This window comes from Gammaproteobacteria bacterium (assembly GCA_030680605.1).
Lineage (GTDB): Bacteria > Pseudomonadota > Gammaproteobacteria > SURF-13 > SURF-13 > JAQBXX01.
In genome coordinates this window covers 49615-64264 of record JAUXUQ010000021.1, presented here as the reverse complement: position 1 = coordinate 64264, position 14650 = coordinate 49615, and the positions used below count along the sequence as shown (strand labels likewise).

At 59.5% G+C, this 14650-nt stretch carries 13 protein-coding genes; 7 read left to right on the top strand and 6 right to left on the bottom strand.

The annotated features are described in order from the left end of the window. The first annotated feature begins 3 nt into the window (after positions 1–3). From Q8L89_08490 to msrA, 3 genes are read left to right on the top strand one after another with little or no spacing between them, the layout of a single operon-like run. Complete coding sequence (locus Q8L89_08490) at positions 4–477, top strand: SET domain-containing protein-lysine N-methyltransferase (GenBank protein ID MDP1709082.1); 474 nt, start codon at positions 4–6, stop codon at positions 475–477. Further along, positions 477–1196, top strand: coding sequence for a DUF1003 domain-containing protein (locus Q8L89_08485; GenBank protein MDP1709081.1), 720 nt, complete (start codon positions 477–479; stop codon positions 1194–1196). The genes Q8L89_08490 and Q8L89_08485 overlap by 1 nt, the downstream gene beginning before the upstream one ends. Positions 1197–1201: 5 nt before the next feature. After that, positions 1202–1744 carry a peptide-methionine (S)-S-oxide reductase MsrA gene (gene msrA, locus Q8L89_08480; GenBank protein MDP1709080.1) on the top strand — a complete coding sequence of 181 codons (543 nt, stop codon included), beginning with the start codon at positions 1202–1204 and terminating at the stop codon, positions 1742–1744. On the opposite strand, the gene Q8L89_08475 is transcribed toward msrA, so the two are convergent. The 6 genes from Q8L89_08475 to Q8L89_08450 form a co-directional block, all read right to left on the bottom strand. Continuing rightward, entirely contained in the window at positions 1741–2100 is a 360-nt protein-coding gene (locus Q8L89_08475; protein ID MDP1709079.1) for an arsenate reductase family protein, read from the bottom strand. The two genes, msrA and Q8L89_08475, sit on opposite strands and share 4 nt — an antisense overlap. A gap of 144 nt (positions 2101–2244) precedes the next feature. Then, positions 2245–2649 carry a hypothetical protein gene (locus tag Q8L89_08470; GenBank protein ID MDP1709078.1) on the bottom strand — a complete coding sequence of 135 codons (405 nt, stop codon included), beginning with the start codon at positions 2647–2649 and terminating at the stop codon, positions 2245–2247. After that, complete coding sequence (locus tag Q8L89_08465) at positions 2643–3083, bottom strand: hypothetical protein (protein MDP1709077.1); 441 nt, start codon at positions 3081–3083, stop codon at positions 2643–2645. Before Q8L89_08465 ends, Q8L89_08470 begins: the two co-directional genes overlap by 7 nt. A 541-nt stretch (positions 3084–3624) precedes the next feature. After that, on the bottom strand, positions 3625–4314 hold the full coding sequence (locus tag Q8L89_08460) for an ABC transporter ATP-binding protein (protein MDP1709076.1): 690 nt from the start codon (positions 4312–4314) through the stop codon (positions 3625–3627). Continuing rightward, complete coding sequence (locus Q8L89_08455; protein ID MDP1709075.1) at positions 4311–5555, bottom strand: ABC transporter permease; 1245 nt, start codon at positions 5553–5555, stop codon at positions 4311–4313. Before Q8L89_08455 ends, Q8L89_08460 begins: the two co-directional genes overlap by 4 nt. Positions 5556–5603: 48 nt before the next feature. After that, the gene (locus Q8L89_08450; protein MDP1709074.1) at positions 5604–6614 is read right to left on the bottom strand and encodes an efflux RND transporter periplasmic adaptor subunit; all 1011 of its coding nucleotides are present in this window, start codon (positions 6612–6614) and stop codon (positions 5604–5606) included. 404 nt (positions 6615–7018) lie between these two features. Here Q8L89_08450 and rng point away from each other — a divergent pair, with 404 nt between their 5' ends. From rng to Q8L89_08430, 4 genes are all read left to right on the top strand, one after another. Further along, a complete protein-coding gene (gene rng / locus Q8L89_08445; GenBank protein MDP1709073.1) occupies positions 7019–8488 on the top strand; it encodes a ribonuclease G in 1470 nt (489 codons plus the stop codon). 8 nt (positions 8489–8496) lie between these two features. Beyond that, a complete protein-coding gene (locus tag Q8L89_08440; GenBank protein ID MDP1709072.1) occupies positions 8497–12417 on the top strand; it encodes a YhdP family protein in 3921 nt (1306 codons plus the stop codon). A 106-nt stretch (positions 12418–12523) separates the two neighbouring features. Beyond that, the gene (locus Q8L89_08435) at positions 12524–13060 is read left to right on the top strand and encodes a c-type cytochrome (protein ID MDP1709071.1); all 537 of its coding nucleotides are present in this window, start codon (positions 12524–12526) and stop codon (positions 13058–13060) included. 129 nt (positions 13061–13189) lie between these two features. Further along, the gene (locus Q8L89_08430; protein MDP1709070.1) at positions 13190–14635 is read left to right on the top strand and encodes a TolC family protein; all 1446 of its coding nucleotides are present in this window, start codon (positions 13190–13192) and stop codon (positions 14633–14635) included. The last annotated feature ends 15 nt before the right edge of the window (positions 14636–14650 follow it).

Sequence of the window (14650 nt, the reverse complement as noted above, 5' to 3'; positions counted from 1 at the left end):
GCCATGAAAATACGCGTCAAAATCAGTGCGCAGCATGGCAGGGGTGTGTTTGCGGCAGCGGCGATTGCGGCGGGCGATGAGATACTCACCTTCACCGGTCCGCTGATACAGCGCGGGCAGTTCACACCCGATGACTACCACCTCCAGATTGGCGATAACCTCTATCTCGGCGCCTCAGGTGAGGCCGACGACTATGTCAACCACAGCTGCAACCCGAACGCCGGTTTTGGCAAGGGACTCGCGCTGGTTGCGCTGCGTGACATTGCGTGCGACGAGGAAATCACCTGGGACTACAGTACGGCGATAGACGAGGAAGACTTTGCAGGCTTCCCGTGTTGCTGTGGCGCGGCGAACTGCCGTAGCGTGGTGCTGTCATTTCGTCACCTGGACTTGGCCGAACAGCAGCGCCTCACCCCCTGGCTGTTGCCGTATCTCCGCCTGCAGCATGGGCAAGCTGCTCTGAAGCAGGCCATATAGTGCCGCTCGCCGAGAGCAGCCTGTTCCCCTGCCCGATCTGTGGGCAACAGAAACCGCAGGATGAGGCCGTCAACCGTGAGCTGGTCTACGGCCCGGTAGAGGACCTCATCCTGCGCAAGCGCCCCGAATGGCCTGCGCACGGCTTGATCTGTTCCGACTGCCTCAATCATTTCCGCACCGAATATGTGGAAGACGTGCTTGAGTTGCAGAAGGGCGAGCTTTCCACGCTCGAACACGAGGTGCTGGAAAGCCTGCGCGAGCACGAGGTGCTGGCCAAAAATATTAATCTTGAATTTGAGCAGCAACTCACCCTGGGCGAGCGCCTTGCGGACAAGGTCGCCGAGTTCGGCGGGAGTTGGGGCTTCATCATTACGTTTCTCACTGTGATGGGAATCTGGATAGCCTTCAACGTCGGGTTTTTGTTGTCCGGCCCCTTCGACCCCTATCCCTTTATCCTGCTCAATCTCGTGCTGTCGTGCATCGCAGCGCTACAGGCGCCCATCATCATGATGAGCCAGAACCGCCAGGAGTCCAAAGATCGCCTGCACGCGGAACATGACTATCAGGTGAACCTGAAGGCGGAGCTGGAGATACGCCACTTGAGCGGAAAGATGGACTTGCTGATGACGCGTCAATGGCAGCGCCTGCTGGAAATCCAGCGCATCCAGCTCGACACCATGCAGGACTTCGCGCGCAGGACGCCGCTGAGGAACGAATAGCGCGTATGGCCGGGGACACTGAAATTGCAACACTAGGCGGCGGCTGTTTTTGGTGTCTGGAGGCCGTGTTTGCCAGCCTCAAGGGCGTGAAGAAAGTGGAGTCGGGTTATGCCGGCGGTACGGTGAAGAATCCGGCCTACCGCGAAGTGTGCGAGGGCAGCACCGGCCATGCGGAGGTGGTGCAGGTCACGTTTGATGCAACTGTTATCTCGTATAAAGAGATTCTGGAAATCTTCTTTGCCATCCACGACCCGACCACGCTCAACCGGCAGGGCGCCGACACCGGTACGCAATACCGCTCCGTGATCTTTTATCACACGCCGCAGCAGCAGGCCGAGGCCGAAGAGGTGATGCGGGAGATTGGCGCGGCAGGCATCTGGAGCGCGCCACTGGTTACCGAGCTTGCACCCTTCAGCGCCTTTTACCGCGCCGAGGACTACCACCAGGACTATTACGCCCGGAATGACAGCCAGCCCTACTGCCAGATGGTAATCAGCCCCAAGCTCAGCAAGCTCCGCGAACGTTACAGCACAAGGCTCAAGACTTAATCCGCCAGCAGCTTGTTCACGTTCTCCGCCGGGCGGCATAGCACCGCCTCATTGCCACGCACGACAATCGGGCGCTGAATCAGATCCGGGTTTGCCACCATGATTTTTATCAGCTCATCATCAGAGAGTTGCCGCTCCGCAAGCCCGAGGCTGTGCGCCAGCGGTTCACCGCTGCGCAGTATGTCGCGCGCAGTGAGCCCCAGCTTCACAAGCAGCCCACGCAGTTGATCTTCCGTCAAAGGCACCTCGTAGTAATTAATAGCCTCAAACTCTTCCCCACTCTCCTTGAGCAGGTCGAGTGTCGATTTGCATGTGCCGCAGGTGGGCTTCTGGTAAACAATGATCTTGTCGTGCATCGATGCTGCCTCTTAGGGTGGCCTGCCAGTATTATCAGGTGCCAAACTAGTCCTAGTCTGCTCCTGATTTTGTGTCATCTTCAGGGGCGTAGGGCGCAATAACCGAAGGGTATTGCGCCCTACCGATCTGCGTGTGGTGTGGAGTTAGTGGGTGCTCCACAGGGTATCGTGGTCACGTAGCAGGAACAGTGTGAAACAGGCCGCCAGCATCGGCCAGGCTGCAAAGAACAACAGGTTCGGGCCTTCAAACGGCGCCAGATACATGCCGAAGGACGACAAGGTAGACACGGCATGCAGTACCAGCACCGCACCGTAAGTGTAGAACTTCTGGTAGCCGATTAGAAACAGCAGCAACAGTACAAGCTCCAGTGCCCCGATTGCATAGATCACAGTAGAGTCCAGACCTGGCATAAAGTAGAAGGTCTCGTAGACACTGGCGGCGTGTGCCGGATTAAGGAATTTATCGATGGTCCACATCAGCATCACCAGAAAGACGGTGAGCCGAAGCGACAGCAGTGATAACTGAATTTTCTTGTCATGAGTCAGCATTGTGGCCTCCTTTTTTGTGGTGGGTACAACATATGTAACGCAATGCCTGATTTTCTGGGTGCAGAGGAATAAAAATTAATCGAGTCTGATCTTATCGATTTGCAAGGTGCCGTCATTGGAGCAAAAGCGCTTATTTTTGTCAGGTATGGGCCACGCAGCCCCCTGCCAGCCTTCGAAAATTGCTTCTCCCCAAGAACCCAGTAATACAAGTTGATCAGTTCGTCGGGATACACTTTGACCCCTGTGCCACCGATGTAACCGAGGGCATTACGTATGAACGTGCCTTTGATGAGCTCGAAATACTGAGATGCCCATTTGGTCTGTCCGGCAAACATAGCTGCAGTAATTGAGACAACCAAGTCGGCCAACTGCAGATGCCTCACCATGCGGGATTGTGCCGTCAGCATATTGATAGAAAATGTTTTCTCTAACATATGATTACGATCGCTAGAAAGATGCTAAACGAACGCAGCCAAGAATTCATCTGCCTCCTTGTGACCGCCGCTTGGGCGGTCGGCAATGATTACGGCTTCATTTGATGTCTTGGCCAGGTGAGTGGAAACACGTTCGAGCGCGTAAGTGACGCAACGCTCGAAGCCCCATTCTGGTTTTATATTTCGCATCGCGTAGTCACACAGAGCGACAACTGACTTGCAGCCAGTTTCATTTGCAGTTCTGAGGATCGAGGTGTAACAGCTTGCGCGAGCTTCATCACTTCAAGTTCTCGTATATCCAGCTTCCCTTGCGAGGGGACCACTTAATCTCCTCGTCAGGCGGGACGCCATGGCCTGAGATAATCTTGTCAATCTTCTGTGCGAGTGGCTTTAGTTGCACGCTGTCAACCAGAACCCCGCAAAAAAGAATTGCATGAGGATGTCTGTGGTACCTAACTAGAGGTAGGCCCCTGATGGGGCGACTATTTGAGCCGTTTCAATGTTTGAAAAACTACGCCTCACCAGTGCCGCCGTCAAACAGTTACTGGCTGCTCTCTGCACCCACAATACTGCCGTCCACCAGATGAATCTGCCGCTGGGTGAGGGCGGAGAGTTGGGCGTCGTGGGTGACGGTAATCACGGTCTGACGGTTTTCGTCTACCAGTCGTTTGAAAATGTCAAACACGATGTGGCCGTTTTTGGTGTCGAGGTTGCCGGTGGGTTCGTCGGCGAGAATGATGAGCGGGTCGTTGGCGAGCGCGCGGGCAATGGCCACGCGCTGGCGCTGACCGCCGGAGATCTGGTCGGGCCGGCGTTTGATTTCCGGGGTCAGTCCCAGTTCATCGAGTATCTCGGTGGCGCGGGCGCGCATCTGGGGTTCGCTACGCGTACCGAGTTTGCGCATCGGCAGCATGACGTTTTCCAGTACGGAAAACTCCGGCAGCAGAAAATGAAACTGGAATACAAAGCCGAGCTTTTGCAGCCGCAATGCGGCGAGTTCGCTGCGGCTAAGTTGGGAGGTCTCGCGGCCTTCGAGGTAGACGGAGCCGTGGGTCGGCACGTCGAGCAGGCCGAGCAGGTAGAGCAGTGACGATTTGCCGGAGCCCGAGGGCCCGGTGATGGCGATGAATTCACCGGGGTATACGGTGAGGTTGATGTCGCGCACCAGCGTGACTGGCAGCGGGCCGGGCAGTATGCGGGTGACGCCGTGCGTTTCGAGCAGGGGCGTCATGCGGCGCCCCGGATGATGTCCACCGGATTGAGGTGCGCCGCCTTGCGTGCGGGCAGCCAGGCAGCAAAGGCGGCAGAGAGGATGGCAAAGCCCCCGGCGATGAGGTAGTGGGTGATGCTGTAATACAGGATGAAACCCTGGGCAGTGACGAAGCCCTCAATGTGGAAGCGTATCGTGCCGAGCAGGCGCGTGAGCCCATAGCCCAGCGCCCAGCCGAGCAGGGTACCGATCAGCCCCACCAGCAGTCCTTCGATGAGGAAGATGCGGCGGATGTCGCGCTCCTCGAAGCCGATGGATTTGAGGATGCCGATGTCGCGGGTTTTTTCATGGATGACGGTGGAGATGATGTTGAAGATACCGAATGCCGCGACGATGAGGATGGCGCCCACGGTGGAGTACATGATGCCGTTCTGGATGACAAAGATGCCGAGGATGTTTTCGTAGGTCTCCTCCCACGACTCGGTGCGGTAGTCGAGGCGGGCCTCGATGCTGCTGGCGATGCTGCGCGCCTGATTGACGTCGTTCAGGCGGATGCGTATCTGGTTGATGACGTTGGGGCGGTCTTGCAGGATTTGCGCCTTCTTCAACAGTGCATAGGATTCGAAATTATCTATGGGTGTGATGCCGGTGCGGAAGATGCCGACCACTTTCATTTTGAGGATGACGCCTGCAGGTGAGATGACCGACAAGGTGTCGTTTAACTCTGCACCGATCTTTTTCGCCACGCCGTCGCCGAGGATGATGCCGTTGGCAGCTGTGTGCAGGGCGTTAAGGCTGCCGGCGATGAGGTCTTTTTCCAGCTGGCTGACGCGCCGCTCGTATTCTATCTCAATGCCGACCAGGGTGGCGGAGACATCCTTGGAGCCATAGCGCAGAAAGACCTGCCCGCGCAGGGTAGGTGCGGCGGCGAGATCGCTGCGCCGGTTGAGTTCGGCGAGCACGGTGTCGGCATCCTTGATGCCGCGCAATTCTTCGCGCGGTTTCAGCCCGTGCAATGTCACTACACCATTGCCGAATAAACGCTGCACCGGTTGCGGCGGCGCGTTGCGGTATTCATCCTTGATGGTGACGTGTGGCCACACGTCGATGACCTTGGAGATGAAGTAGACGTGAAAACCCTGCATCAAGGCGGCCATGGCGATGAAAAATCCCACCCCCATCGCCACCCCCAGCACCGACACCAGGGTCTGGCGTTTGCGGTTACGCAGATGGGTAAGCGCTATTTCAACGGGCAGCCACATGGGTACCTCTGACAATGTGTCTTTTGCGCCAAATGCTGTTGCGGCAAATCAGGGGGCGGATGATGCCTGGGTGCGTACTTTGTCACCCGCTTTCAGCCCCGGCGGCGGAGCGATGATGACTGCATCCTGCTCGCTGAGGCCGGTGACGATTTCGATGCGCTTTTCATCGAGCGCACCCGTGGTCACTGCGACCGGGGTTGCCTTGCCGTCGCGTACCCGCCATGACTTGCCGTTTGCGACGGCATCGACGGGTACCAGCAGGGCCTGCGGGGTTTCCCGCACGATGATGTTGACCTCGGTGGTCATGCCAATTTTGAGGCGCGTGTCGGCAGGCAGACTGATGCGCACGCGATAGCTTTTGTTGATGGGATCGCCCATGGGCGTGATGTCGCCGACTGTGCCTTCCGGCGTAGCGCCGGGGAAGGCGTCGGCCTTGATGACCACGCGCTGGCCGGTTTTTACGCGCGGAATGTCTTCTTCGTCCACTTCGGCGGTGATGCGCAGTGGGCTGGTTTCGCCCACCCAGAACAAGACTTGTGTGCTGGTGACGGTTTCGCCGGGCTCGCCGTCCTGGCGCAACACGATGCCGTCCATCGGCGCGCGCAGGCTGAGGTCGTTGACCACCTGCTGCGCGGCAGCAAGGCTGGCTTGCGCCTGTGTATGATCACTCACGGTGCGGTCATAGGCCTGTTTGCCGACGTAGCCTTTTGCCAGTAGCGGCGTGAGGCGTTTTACTTCGCCTTGCAGCAGGCGCTCCTGTGCAGACAGCTGAGCCACGCGCGCGCGCGCCTCCACATCGTTCAGGCGCGCGAGCACCTGGCCGTGGGTAACCTGCACGCCTTCGCGCGCCAGTATCTGCTCGATGCGTGCCGTGCCTTTCGGCCCCACCTTGGCCCAACGCACCGGTTCGACATTGCCGGTGGCGTACACCGCCTCCACCGCCGGGCCGCGCAGGGGCTGTGCGACGGTGACAGTGACGGGCAGGGACAGAAAATAATACGCGCCAGTACCGGCCAGCAGCACGCATAAAAGGATAAGAGTCAGTGAACGTATGCGCATTTTCCACTTACTTTATAGGAACTGTCGCCGGATGACGATAGCAGGCACGGGTGGCGGGCGTGCAGGGGGTAAATTCTGTTTCTATAACACGGTGTTATTGCGTCGATGATGCCGGTGCGGGGGTTAGCCACAAGCGTACCCACGCTGGGCCTGTTCTGTTAAGCTTGTGTTATTCGGTGGGGAAAAATTGCCGTTGGCGCCGTCGCTTGTGCGCATTACTTTAAGGTATAACCTGATGAGGCAGCGGGAGATCTGGAGCTATACCATGGCAGATGCTGTTGTGCTCGCGTTGATGCTCGACTACAGTGATTGCCGTAATTGCCTGGCCTGCGTGGCCAGGCCCACCGCAGGTGGGCGGGCTGCATTTTCCTGTCGATGACGTTATCGCTGATGACGTGCCAGCCATGAGCCGCGAAATTTTAATCAATGTTACCCCCCGTGAAACGCGTGTTGCCGTGGTGGAAAACGGCGTGTTGCAGGATATTTTTGTCGAGCGCGCGCACAAGCGGGGGCTGGTCGGTAACATATACAAGGGCCGGGTGAGCCGCGTATTGCCCGGTATGCAGGCGGCTTTCGTGGATGTCGGGCTGGAGCGCACGGCGTTCCTGCATGCCTCGGATATTCTCCCCGCCGCCAATGGCGATGATCTGGATGAGAAAAAAACCAGCGAGCCAATTGCCTCGCTGTTGCGAGATGGCCAGGAGTTGCTGGTACAGGTGGTGAAAGATCCGCTGGGCAGCAAGGGTGCGCGCCTCACGACCCAGATATCCATCGCCTCACGTTATCTCGTGTTCATGCCCAACACGACGCACATCGGAGTGTCGCAGCGGATCGAAGACCCTGCCGAACGGCAACGCCTGAAGGATATTCTCAAGGAAAATATACCGCCTGCGGCGGGTGGCGGCTACATCATCCGCACGGTAACGGAGGGGGTAAGTGCGGAGGAGTTACGTGCTGACATGGCGTTTTTGCACAGATTGTGGACTTCGATCGATGAGCGTGCACGCAGCAAGGAAGGGGGGCCGCTGATTCATGAAGACTTGCCGCTGGTGATGCGTACCATGCGCGATCTGGTCGAGGTGGAGGTTGAAAAGGTGCGCATTGATTCACGCGAAACCTATCAGCGGGTGCTCCAGTTTGCACAGGAATTCATCCCCCAGATCGTGGAGCGCATTGAGCATTACCCGGGTGAGCGCCCGATCTTTGACCTCTATAGCGTGGAAGATGAGATCCAGAAGGCGCTGGAGCGCAAGGTGCAGCTGAAGTCGGGTGGATATCTCATGTTTGACCAGACCGAGGCGATGACAACAATTGATGTCAACACCGGCGCCTTCGTGGGTCATCGTAATCTGGAGGAAACCATTTTCAAGACCAACCTGGAGGCGGCGCAGACCATCGCCCGCCAGCTCCGTCTCCGCAATCTGGGTGGCATCATTATCCTCGACTTTATCGACATGATAGATCCTGACCACCGACGTCAGGTGTTGCGCGCTCTGAACAAGGCGCTGGAGCGCGATCATGCCAAGACCCACATCTCAGAAGTGTCCGCGCTGGGGCTGGTGGAGATGACGCGCAAGCGCACGCGCGAAAGCCTGGAGCATGTGTTGTGCGAGCCCTGCCCAGCCTGCCAGGGGAGGGGGTCGCTCAAGACCGCCGAGACCGTGTGTTATGAAATATTCCGTGAAATCCTGCGTGAGGCGCGCCAGTTTGAGGCACAGCGTTTTCTGGTTATGGCCTCGCAGGAAGTAGTAGGCCTGCTGCTGGATGAGGAGTCCACCGGACTGGCGGAGTTGGGGGAGTTCATCGGCAAGCCGATCCGGCTTCAGCTTGAGACGCAGTACACCCAGGAACAGTACGACGTGGTGCTGACCTGAGGCATATAATGCGCACCCTTCGCTACAGGTTACACGCCGTGCTGCACCAGTTGTTGGCGGCAAGTCATATCACGCTGCGGCACACCTGGAAGATGGCCATCGGCGCGACTGCTGTCATCATCATCATGGCCGGGGTGATGCTTGGAGCAGTCCGTTTGTTGTCGCCCATGCTGGGGGAGTTTCGCGGCGACATTGAGGCATGGGCCAGTGTTTCCGTTGGCCAGCCGGTAAAGATAGGGGGGGTCGAGGCGGACTGGTCAGGGTGGCTGCCGCTGATCAAATTGACGGATGTACGCGTATACACCACGCAGGGCGAACGTGTGCTGTTGCGGTTAGGCAATACACTGCTGCGAGTTGACCCCCTGAGTTATCTGCGTCACCGACGCATTGAGCCTAGCCATCTGGTGCTGGTAGGAGTGGATCTATCGCTCATTCGTACGCCTCAAGGACACATCGTGCTGGAAGGGTTTGAAGACGGGGACCTGTCAGGCGACGCGTTCGTGCAGTGGTTATTGCGGCAGGGGCGGCTTGAGGTCCGGCACAGCCGGATAGACTGGACAGATCAGGAGACCGGCAAGGCGCGGCGGCGCTTCAGTGACGTGAGTTTTCTGCTCCGGACTGATGGTCAGCGGCATCAGCTGACCGGCGAACTTGATTTGCCCGGCGCACAACCCGGATATGTGATGCTCGCACTTGATTTCGGCGGCGACCTTGCCACCCCTGCCAGCTTGGGCGGCAAGGTGTATCTGCAATCGAAGGATGTCGATCTGGTGCAGGCGCAGGAGTTGCTGCAGTGGGCGGGCATGGTGGTGCCACAAGGGATTATTGATTTCATGCTTTGGGGCGAGTGGAGCGATGCACGCCTGCAGCGACTGGAGGGTGAGGCTGTTGCGCGCAGTGTGCGCCTGGCAGTGGCGGACAAGCCAGTGCTGGAGATACGCCGGGTGAGCACACAGTTGCAGTGGCAGCGCGAAACGTATGGCTGGGCCCTTGCGGCTGAGAATTTCGTGATAGAGCGTGACAGGGCTGCACCTGCAATACGTTTGGCGATTGTGTCATCCAGAGCAGCGGACGGCGCACCGGTGCTGGATGCGCGAGCGAGCGAGTGGCGCATCGAAGATGCTGCCGCGCTGCTATTGGCGACCGATACAGCAGAGGAAGTGCTGCGAGCGCCACTTACCCGCATGCAGCCGCAGGGTGTATTGCATGATGTGCGTGTGCGCTTTGCGCCACAGTCGTCCGGCGGCAGTCCCGAGAATTTTTATCTCAGGGCACGGGTCGAGAGTGTACGTACGCATGCCTTTCAGTCCTTGCCCGGACTCGATAACGTCAGTGGTATTTTGGAGTGTGATACAGACTCCGGCAGTCTCAAGATCGACACACAGCAGGGCCAGGTTGTGTTCGACCATCTGCGCAAGCCGGTGGTAATCAAACATGCAACCGGCATGCTGGGCTGGGTGCGTACCGATCAGGGCTGGCGTGCCGGATTCAGGGATGTGGAGCTCAATAACGATGACCTGCGTGTGCATGCCAGCGGTGTGATAGAGTGGCCCCACGACGGCTCGTCACCCAGCATCAATCTGCAGTCTGATTTTGCCAGCCCCAATATCGGGCGCCTGCCGGACTATCTGCCGGATGCATTACCCGAGCAGGCGCGCAGCTGGCTCGCGCGTGCGCTGGTGACAGGCCGTATCAACTCAGGCAGCGCGGTTGTGCGCGGGCGGCTCAGCGATTTTCCGTTTGAAGGTGGCAGCGGGGTGGCCGAGGCGCGCATGGCGCTGAGTGGCGCGGTGCTCGACTATGAGCCGGGCTGGCCATGGTTGGGTGATATCGAAGGCGAAGTGATAATTCGCGGTCGCAGTCTGGAGGTTAATGTTGCCTCCGGGAAAATACTCGACTCCGAAGTAAAGAAAGTAAGCGCCAAAATTCCTGATATGACGCTGGAAGAGCCGCTGCTCACCGTGCAGGGCGCAGCGCGTGGTGCTGCGCCCGATGTGCTGCGCCTGCTGCGCGAAAGCCCGCTCAAGAATACAGTGGCAGGCTACGTGGCGGGCGTGAGTGCGCGTGGTGAAACCACGCTCGATCTGGAGTTGTTGATACCGCTTTCCCTTCAGCCCAACCAGATCAAGGGTGGGTTGACCTTCAAGGAGGGAGCCCTGCGCTACGCAGATAAGCCGCGGGAGCGAGATGTCGAACTCACGCACATCAACGGCACGCTCAGCTTCAACAGCGACTACCATCTCAGCGGCAATAATATTGACGCCAATCTGTACGGCCAGAAGGTGAAGCTTGCGCTGCGGACGGAGGTGCCGACTGTGGCAGGCCGCGCCAGCCAGTTACTGGCGATCGAGGCGCGCGGCAAGACCGATGTTGCCGGTATTGTGCGGCAACTGCAGCAGGTTGCACCAGACATGCAGGCGCGCACGCTGGACTGGCTCAGCGGTTCAACTGACTGGGTTGGGACTCTGTATCTGAAGGCATCTGACGATGGTAATGCCTCTTTTGACAGCGAGTGGCGACTGGTATCTTCGCTGCGGGGTATGGCGCTGAAGCTGCCTGATCCGCTCGGCAAGCCCGAGGCTGAGGCAGTGTCATTCATGATCGAAAGTGCGCTGGCCTCAACGCCACAGAACAGACGCATCAACCTGCATTACGGTAATGGCAGGAATGGCACATTCGAGTTTGCGCGTGTCAACAAGGCGTGGGAATTGGCGCGTGGCGAGCTGTATTTTGGTGTGGCCAAGGCGACCCTGCCGCCACAGGGGCTGCGTGTCAGTGGTGAAGTTGAGCGGTTTGCGCTGACAGAGTGGCTGCAATTTCTCGACGGGGGAGCCAGCCGTGCGGGCAGCTTGACGGGCAAGCTCAATGCCGTTGACATACAGGTGGGTGCGCTGGAAGTGTACGGCCAGCATTTCAGCGATATCCAGCTGCGCGCGTCACAGACAGCCCAGGCTTGGGAGGCGAATGTCGGTAGTACGGCGCTGGCGGGCAGCCTGCGTCTGACGCGCGAGAAAGAGGCCATGCTGGTGATGAAGCTGGAGCGCCTGCATCTCGGCAAGATAGCAGAAGGTGGTGCGACCAAGGGTGCTGATCCACGCCAGTGGCCGGCATTGCGGGTCGATGTGGCAAATTTCAAATATGGCGATGCCGACCTCGGTCAGTTGCATCTTGAGGCTGCCAGGCGCAGTCTCGGGTTGCGCATCGACAGCGTGAGTCTCGCATCACCGGATTTCCAGATCAACGGGCAGGGAGACTGGGTGATGGAGCAGGAGGGGCTCATGTCGCGCTTTACGGCCAAGGCCCGCGCGGATGACATGGGGAAAATGCTTACCGCCTTCGACTACGATGCACCGGTCTCCGGAGGCAAGAGTCAGTTTGATCTCAGCGCGAGCTGGCCGGGTTCCCCTGCGGATTTCGCGCTCGAACACCTGAATGGAGAGATGGATCTGCGGGCAACCAAAGGCCGCCTGCTCGATGTAGACCCCGGCGCCGGGAGGGTGTTTGGCTTGCTGAGCCTGCAGGCGTTGCCACGCAGGTTGACGCTCGACTTCAGCGACCTGTTCTCCAAGGGATTCAGCTTTGACCGCATCGAGGGCAGTTTTGTGCTGGAGAACGGTAATGCCTATACCAACAATCTCGTCATGGAGGGCCCCGCGGCCAAGGTCACGGTGACCGGGCGTACGGGTCTGGCGGCCAAGGACTATGATCAGGTGGTTACGGTTCAGCCCGAGATCAGCGAAGGGTTGTCCGTGGGCGCAGGCCTTGCGGGCGGGCCGATAGTGGGCCTGTCATTCTTTCTGGCCAACAAGCTGTTGCCGGGCCTCAAGGACATTGCTGCGTATCAATACACCATCAAAGGCCCGTGGAAAGAGCCCGTCATTGCGCCTGTCGAGGTGGGCAAGACGGACACAAAAAAGACGGCGGGCTGAAGCTACAGGCCAAATCTGTTAGAATTTTGCATCCGCCGGTATTCGGGCGCGTGGCGATACGTTTGGGCTATTTAGTATTTTGTTCCTTGAAGAAGGGAGGTTGGGTATGACGCGAATCATTCTTATGTTCGGTGTATTGGCATTGGCGCTGGGCGGGTGTGGCAAAGAGGAATCGACCACGATTACACCGACGCAGCAAGGAGAGGCACCCGCAACCCCGGCCCCCCCCGCGCCTGTTACGATGACGGCGCCTGCGCCTGCGCCAGAGCCAGAGCCAGAGCCAGTTCTCGCGCCTGAGGCAGCAGTGGCAACGTCGGTTCCGGAACCCTCTGCGGCACCATCTGAGCCTGCCCCGGCGTCAGCAGGTGCAGCGCTGGACATGGCGGCAGGCACCGCGCTCGGCAAACAGAACGGCTGTTTCGCCTGCCACCATATGGAACAGAAGCGTGTCGGCCCGGCCTGGAGTGAGGTCGGCAAGCAGTACAAAGGCGATGCTGGCGCACGCGACAGTCTTATCAAGTGGGTGCATTCAGGCGGTTCGGGCCGCTGGCAGATGGGCGTGATGCCGGCCTACTCGCCGCGCGTGAGTGACGCTGACATCGAGAAACTGGTGGACTTCATCCTCTCGCTGCCGAGGGCGTAGTGCCGCGGGCCCTGATCGTCAGGGAACAGGCCAATCCGGAAAAATAAATCCTCCCCCGTGCTGCACGGGGGAGGATGGTGCTGTCTACACTCAGATGGACGATTTCTTCAGGTGCCTGTCTTCAGATCAATGCATACACCAGGCATGCAGGCCGAACGCGTGAAGGCGCGGCTGGCGTACTGGTTCTGGTCAGTGCTCGCCGTGGCGCTGCTGGCCGGCCCGGCGTTCACACGGGCGGACACTGCAGAAGACCCCTTTGCAACCCAGGTGCTTGCCGCTCCTTCCCCGGCCACCAGCATCAATACACCTCACGTAATACAGCCGTGCAACTTTGATGCGACAAACGGCGCGCCGCTGACGTTGCCAGACGTTGTCGAGCGGGCGCTGTGCAACAACCCGCAGACGCGCGAGGCATGGGCGAATGCCCGGGCGCAGGCGGCGCAGGTCGGTATCGGCGAGTCGGCCTTTCTGCCATCCATCGACGCCAGCGGGTCACTCAGCCACAACGACACCGGCAACACGACCAGCACCCAGAACAGCGTCGGTGTGACGCTCACCTATTTGTTGTACGATTTCGGTGGCCGTGATGCCGCGCTGGAAAATGCCAAACAGGTGCTGGCCGCCACCAACGCCACGCAAGACGCCACCCTGCAGTCGGTGTTTCTCGCCGCCGTGCAGGCCTATTACCAGCTGTTTGCCACCCAGGCCGCGGTGAATTCGGCCCGCGAGGCGGAGCAGTCGAGCCGGGAAAGTTTTAATGCCGCCGCCGCGCGTTACAGCGCGGGCGCCGCCACGCCGGCGGACAAGTTGCAGGCGCAGACCGCCTATTCACAGGCAGCGCTGAACCGGGTGCGCGCCGAGGGTAACGCCAGCAACGCGCAGGGCGTGCTCGCCAACGTCATGGGGCTGGATGCAAACCACACGCCGGTCATTACACCGCCACGTGCGCAGGCACCGGATGTGCAGTTCGAGGCCGACGTCGCCCGCCTGATCGAAACCGCGCGCCGCCATCGGCCTGATCTCGCGGCAGCAGAGGCGCAAATCAAGGCCGCCGAGGCCAACGTCGCGGTGGTGCAGGCGTCCGGCAAGCCGAGCCTTTCGTTCAGCAGCAATCTCAATCGCACCGATGCGTCCGGCGCCGACCCGCTCAACAGCAGCGCGGCGGGCATCACGCTCAGCATTCCGCTGTTTACCGGCTACAACACTACCTACCGCACCCAGTCCGCACGTGCCCAGGTTGAAGCACGCGTGGCGCAGCGCGACCGCCTGAGCCAGCAGGTGGCCCTCGACGTATGGCGGGCGTATCAGGATCTGATCACCGAAACCCGGGCGCTGCAAACCAGCGCCGATTTGCTGGCGAGCGCGGCGCAGTCGGAGCGTGTCGCGCTGGGCCGCTACAAGGAAGGCGTCGGCAATATTCTCGATGCGCTGAATGCACAAAGCGCGCTGGCGAGTGCGCGCCAGCAGAACGTCCAGAGCCTGTATAACTGGCATATCGCCAAGGCCACGCTGGCGCAGTCCATGGGTCAACTGGAGCTGGCCAGCGTAGGCGCTGCCGCCCTGCCTGTTCAATAACCGCACTCCTCGACG

Bases quoted from the DNA above. Each gene is read 5' to 3' on its own strand.
- Q8L89_08490 (MDP1709082.1), top strand. From the start codon at position 4: ATGAAAATACGCGTCAAAATCAGTGCGCAGCATGGCAGGGGTGTGTTT.
- msrA (MDP1709080.1), top strand. From the start codon at position 1,202: ATGGCCGGGGACACTGAAATTGCAACACTAGGCGGCGGCTGTTTTTGG.
- Q8L89_08475 (MDP1709079.1), bottom strand. From the start codon at position 2,100: ATGCACGACAAGATCATTGTTTACCAGAAGCCCACCTGCGGCACATGC.
- Q8L89_08470 (MDP1709078.1), bottom strand. From the start codon at position 2,649: ATGCTGACTCATGACAAGAAAATTCAGTTATCACTGCTGTCGCTTCGG.
- Q8L89_08465 (MDP1709077.1), bottom strand. From the start codon at position 3,083: ATGTTAGAGAAAACATTTTCTATCAATATGCTGACGGCACAATCCCGC.
- Q8L89_08460 (MDP1709076.1), bottom strand. From the start codon at position 4,314: ATGACGCCCCTGCTCGAAACGCACGGCGTCACCCGCATACTGCCCGGC.
- Q8L89_08455 (MDP1709075.1), bottom strand. From the start codon at position 5,555: ATGTGGCTGCCCGTTGAAATAGCGCTTACCCATCTGCGTAACCGCAAA.
- Q8L89_08450 (MDP1709074.1), bottom strand. From the start codon at position 6,614: ATGCGCATACGTTCACTGACTCTTATCCTTTTATGCGTGCTGCTGGCC.
- rng (MDP1709073.1), top strand. From the start codon at position 7,019: ATGAGCCGCGAAATTTTAATCAATGTTACCCCCCGTGAAACGCGTGTT.
- Q8L89_08440 (MDP1709072.1), top strand. From the start codon at position 8,497: ATGCGCACCCTTCGCTACAGGTTACACGCCGTGCTGCACCAGTTGTTG.
- Q8L89_08435 (MDP1709071.1), top strand. From the start codon at position 12,524: ATGACGCGAATCATTCTTATGTTCGGTGTATTGGCATTGGCGCTGGGC.
- Q8L89_08430 (MDP1709070.1), top strand. From the start codon at position 13,190: ATGCATACACCAGGCATGCAGGCCGAACGCGTGAAGGCGCGGCTGGCG.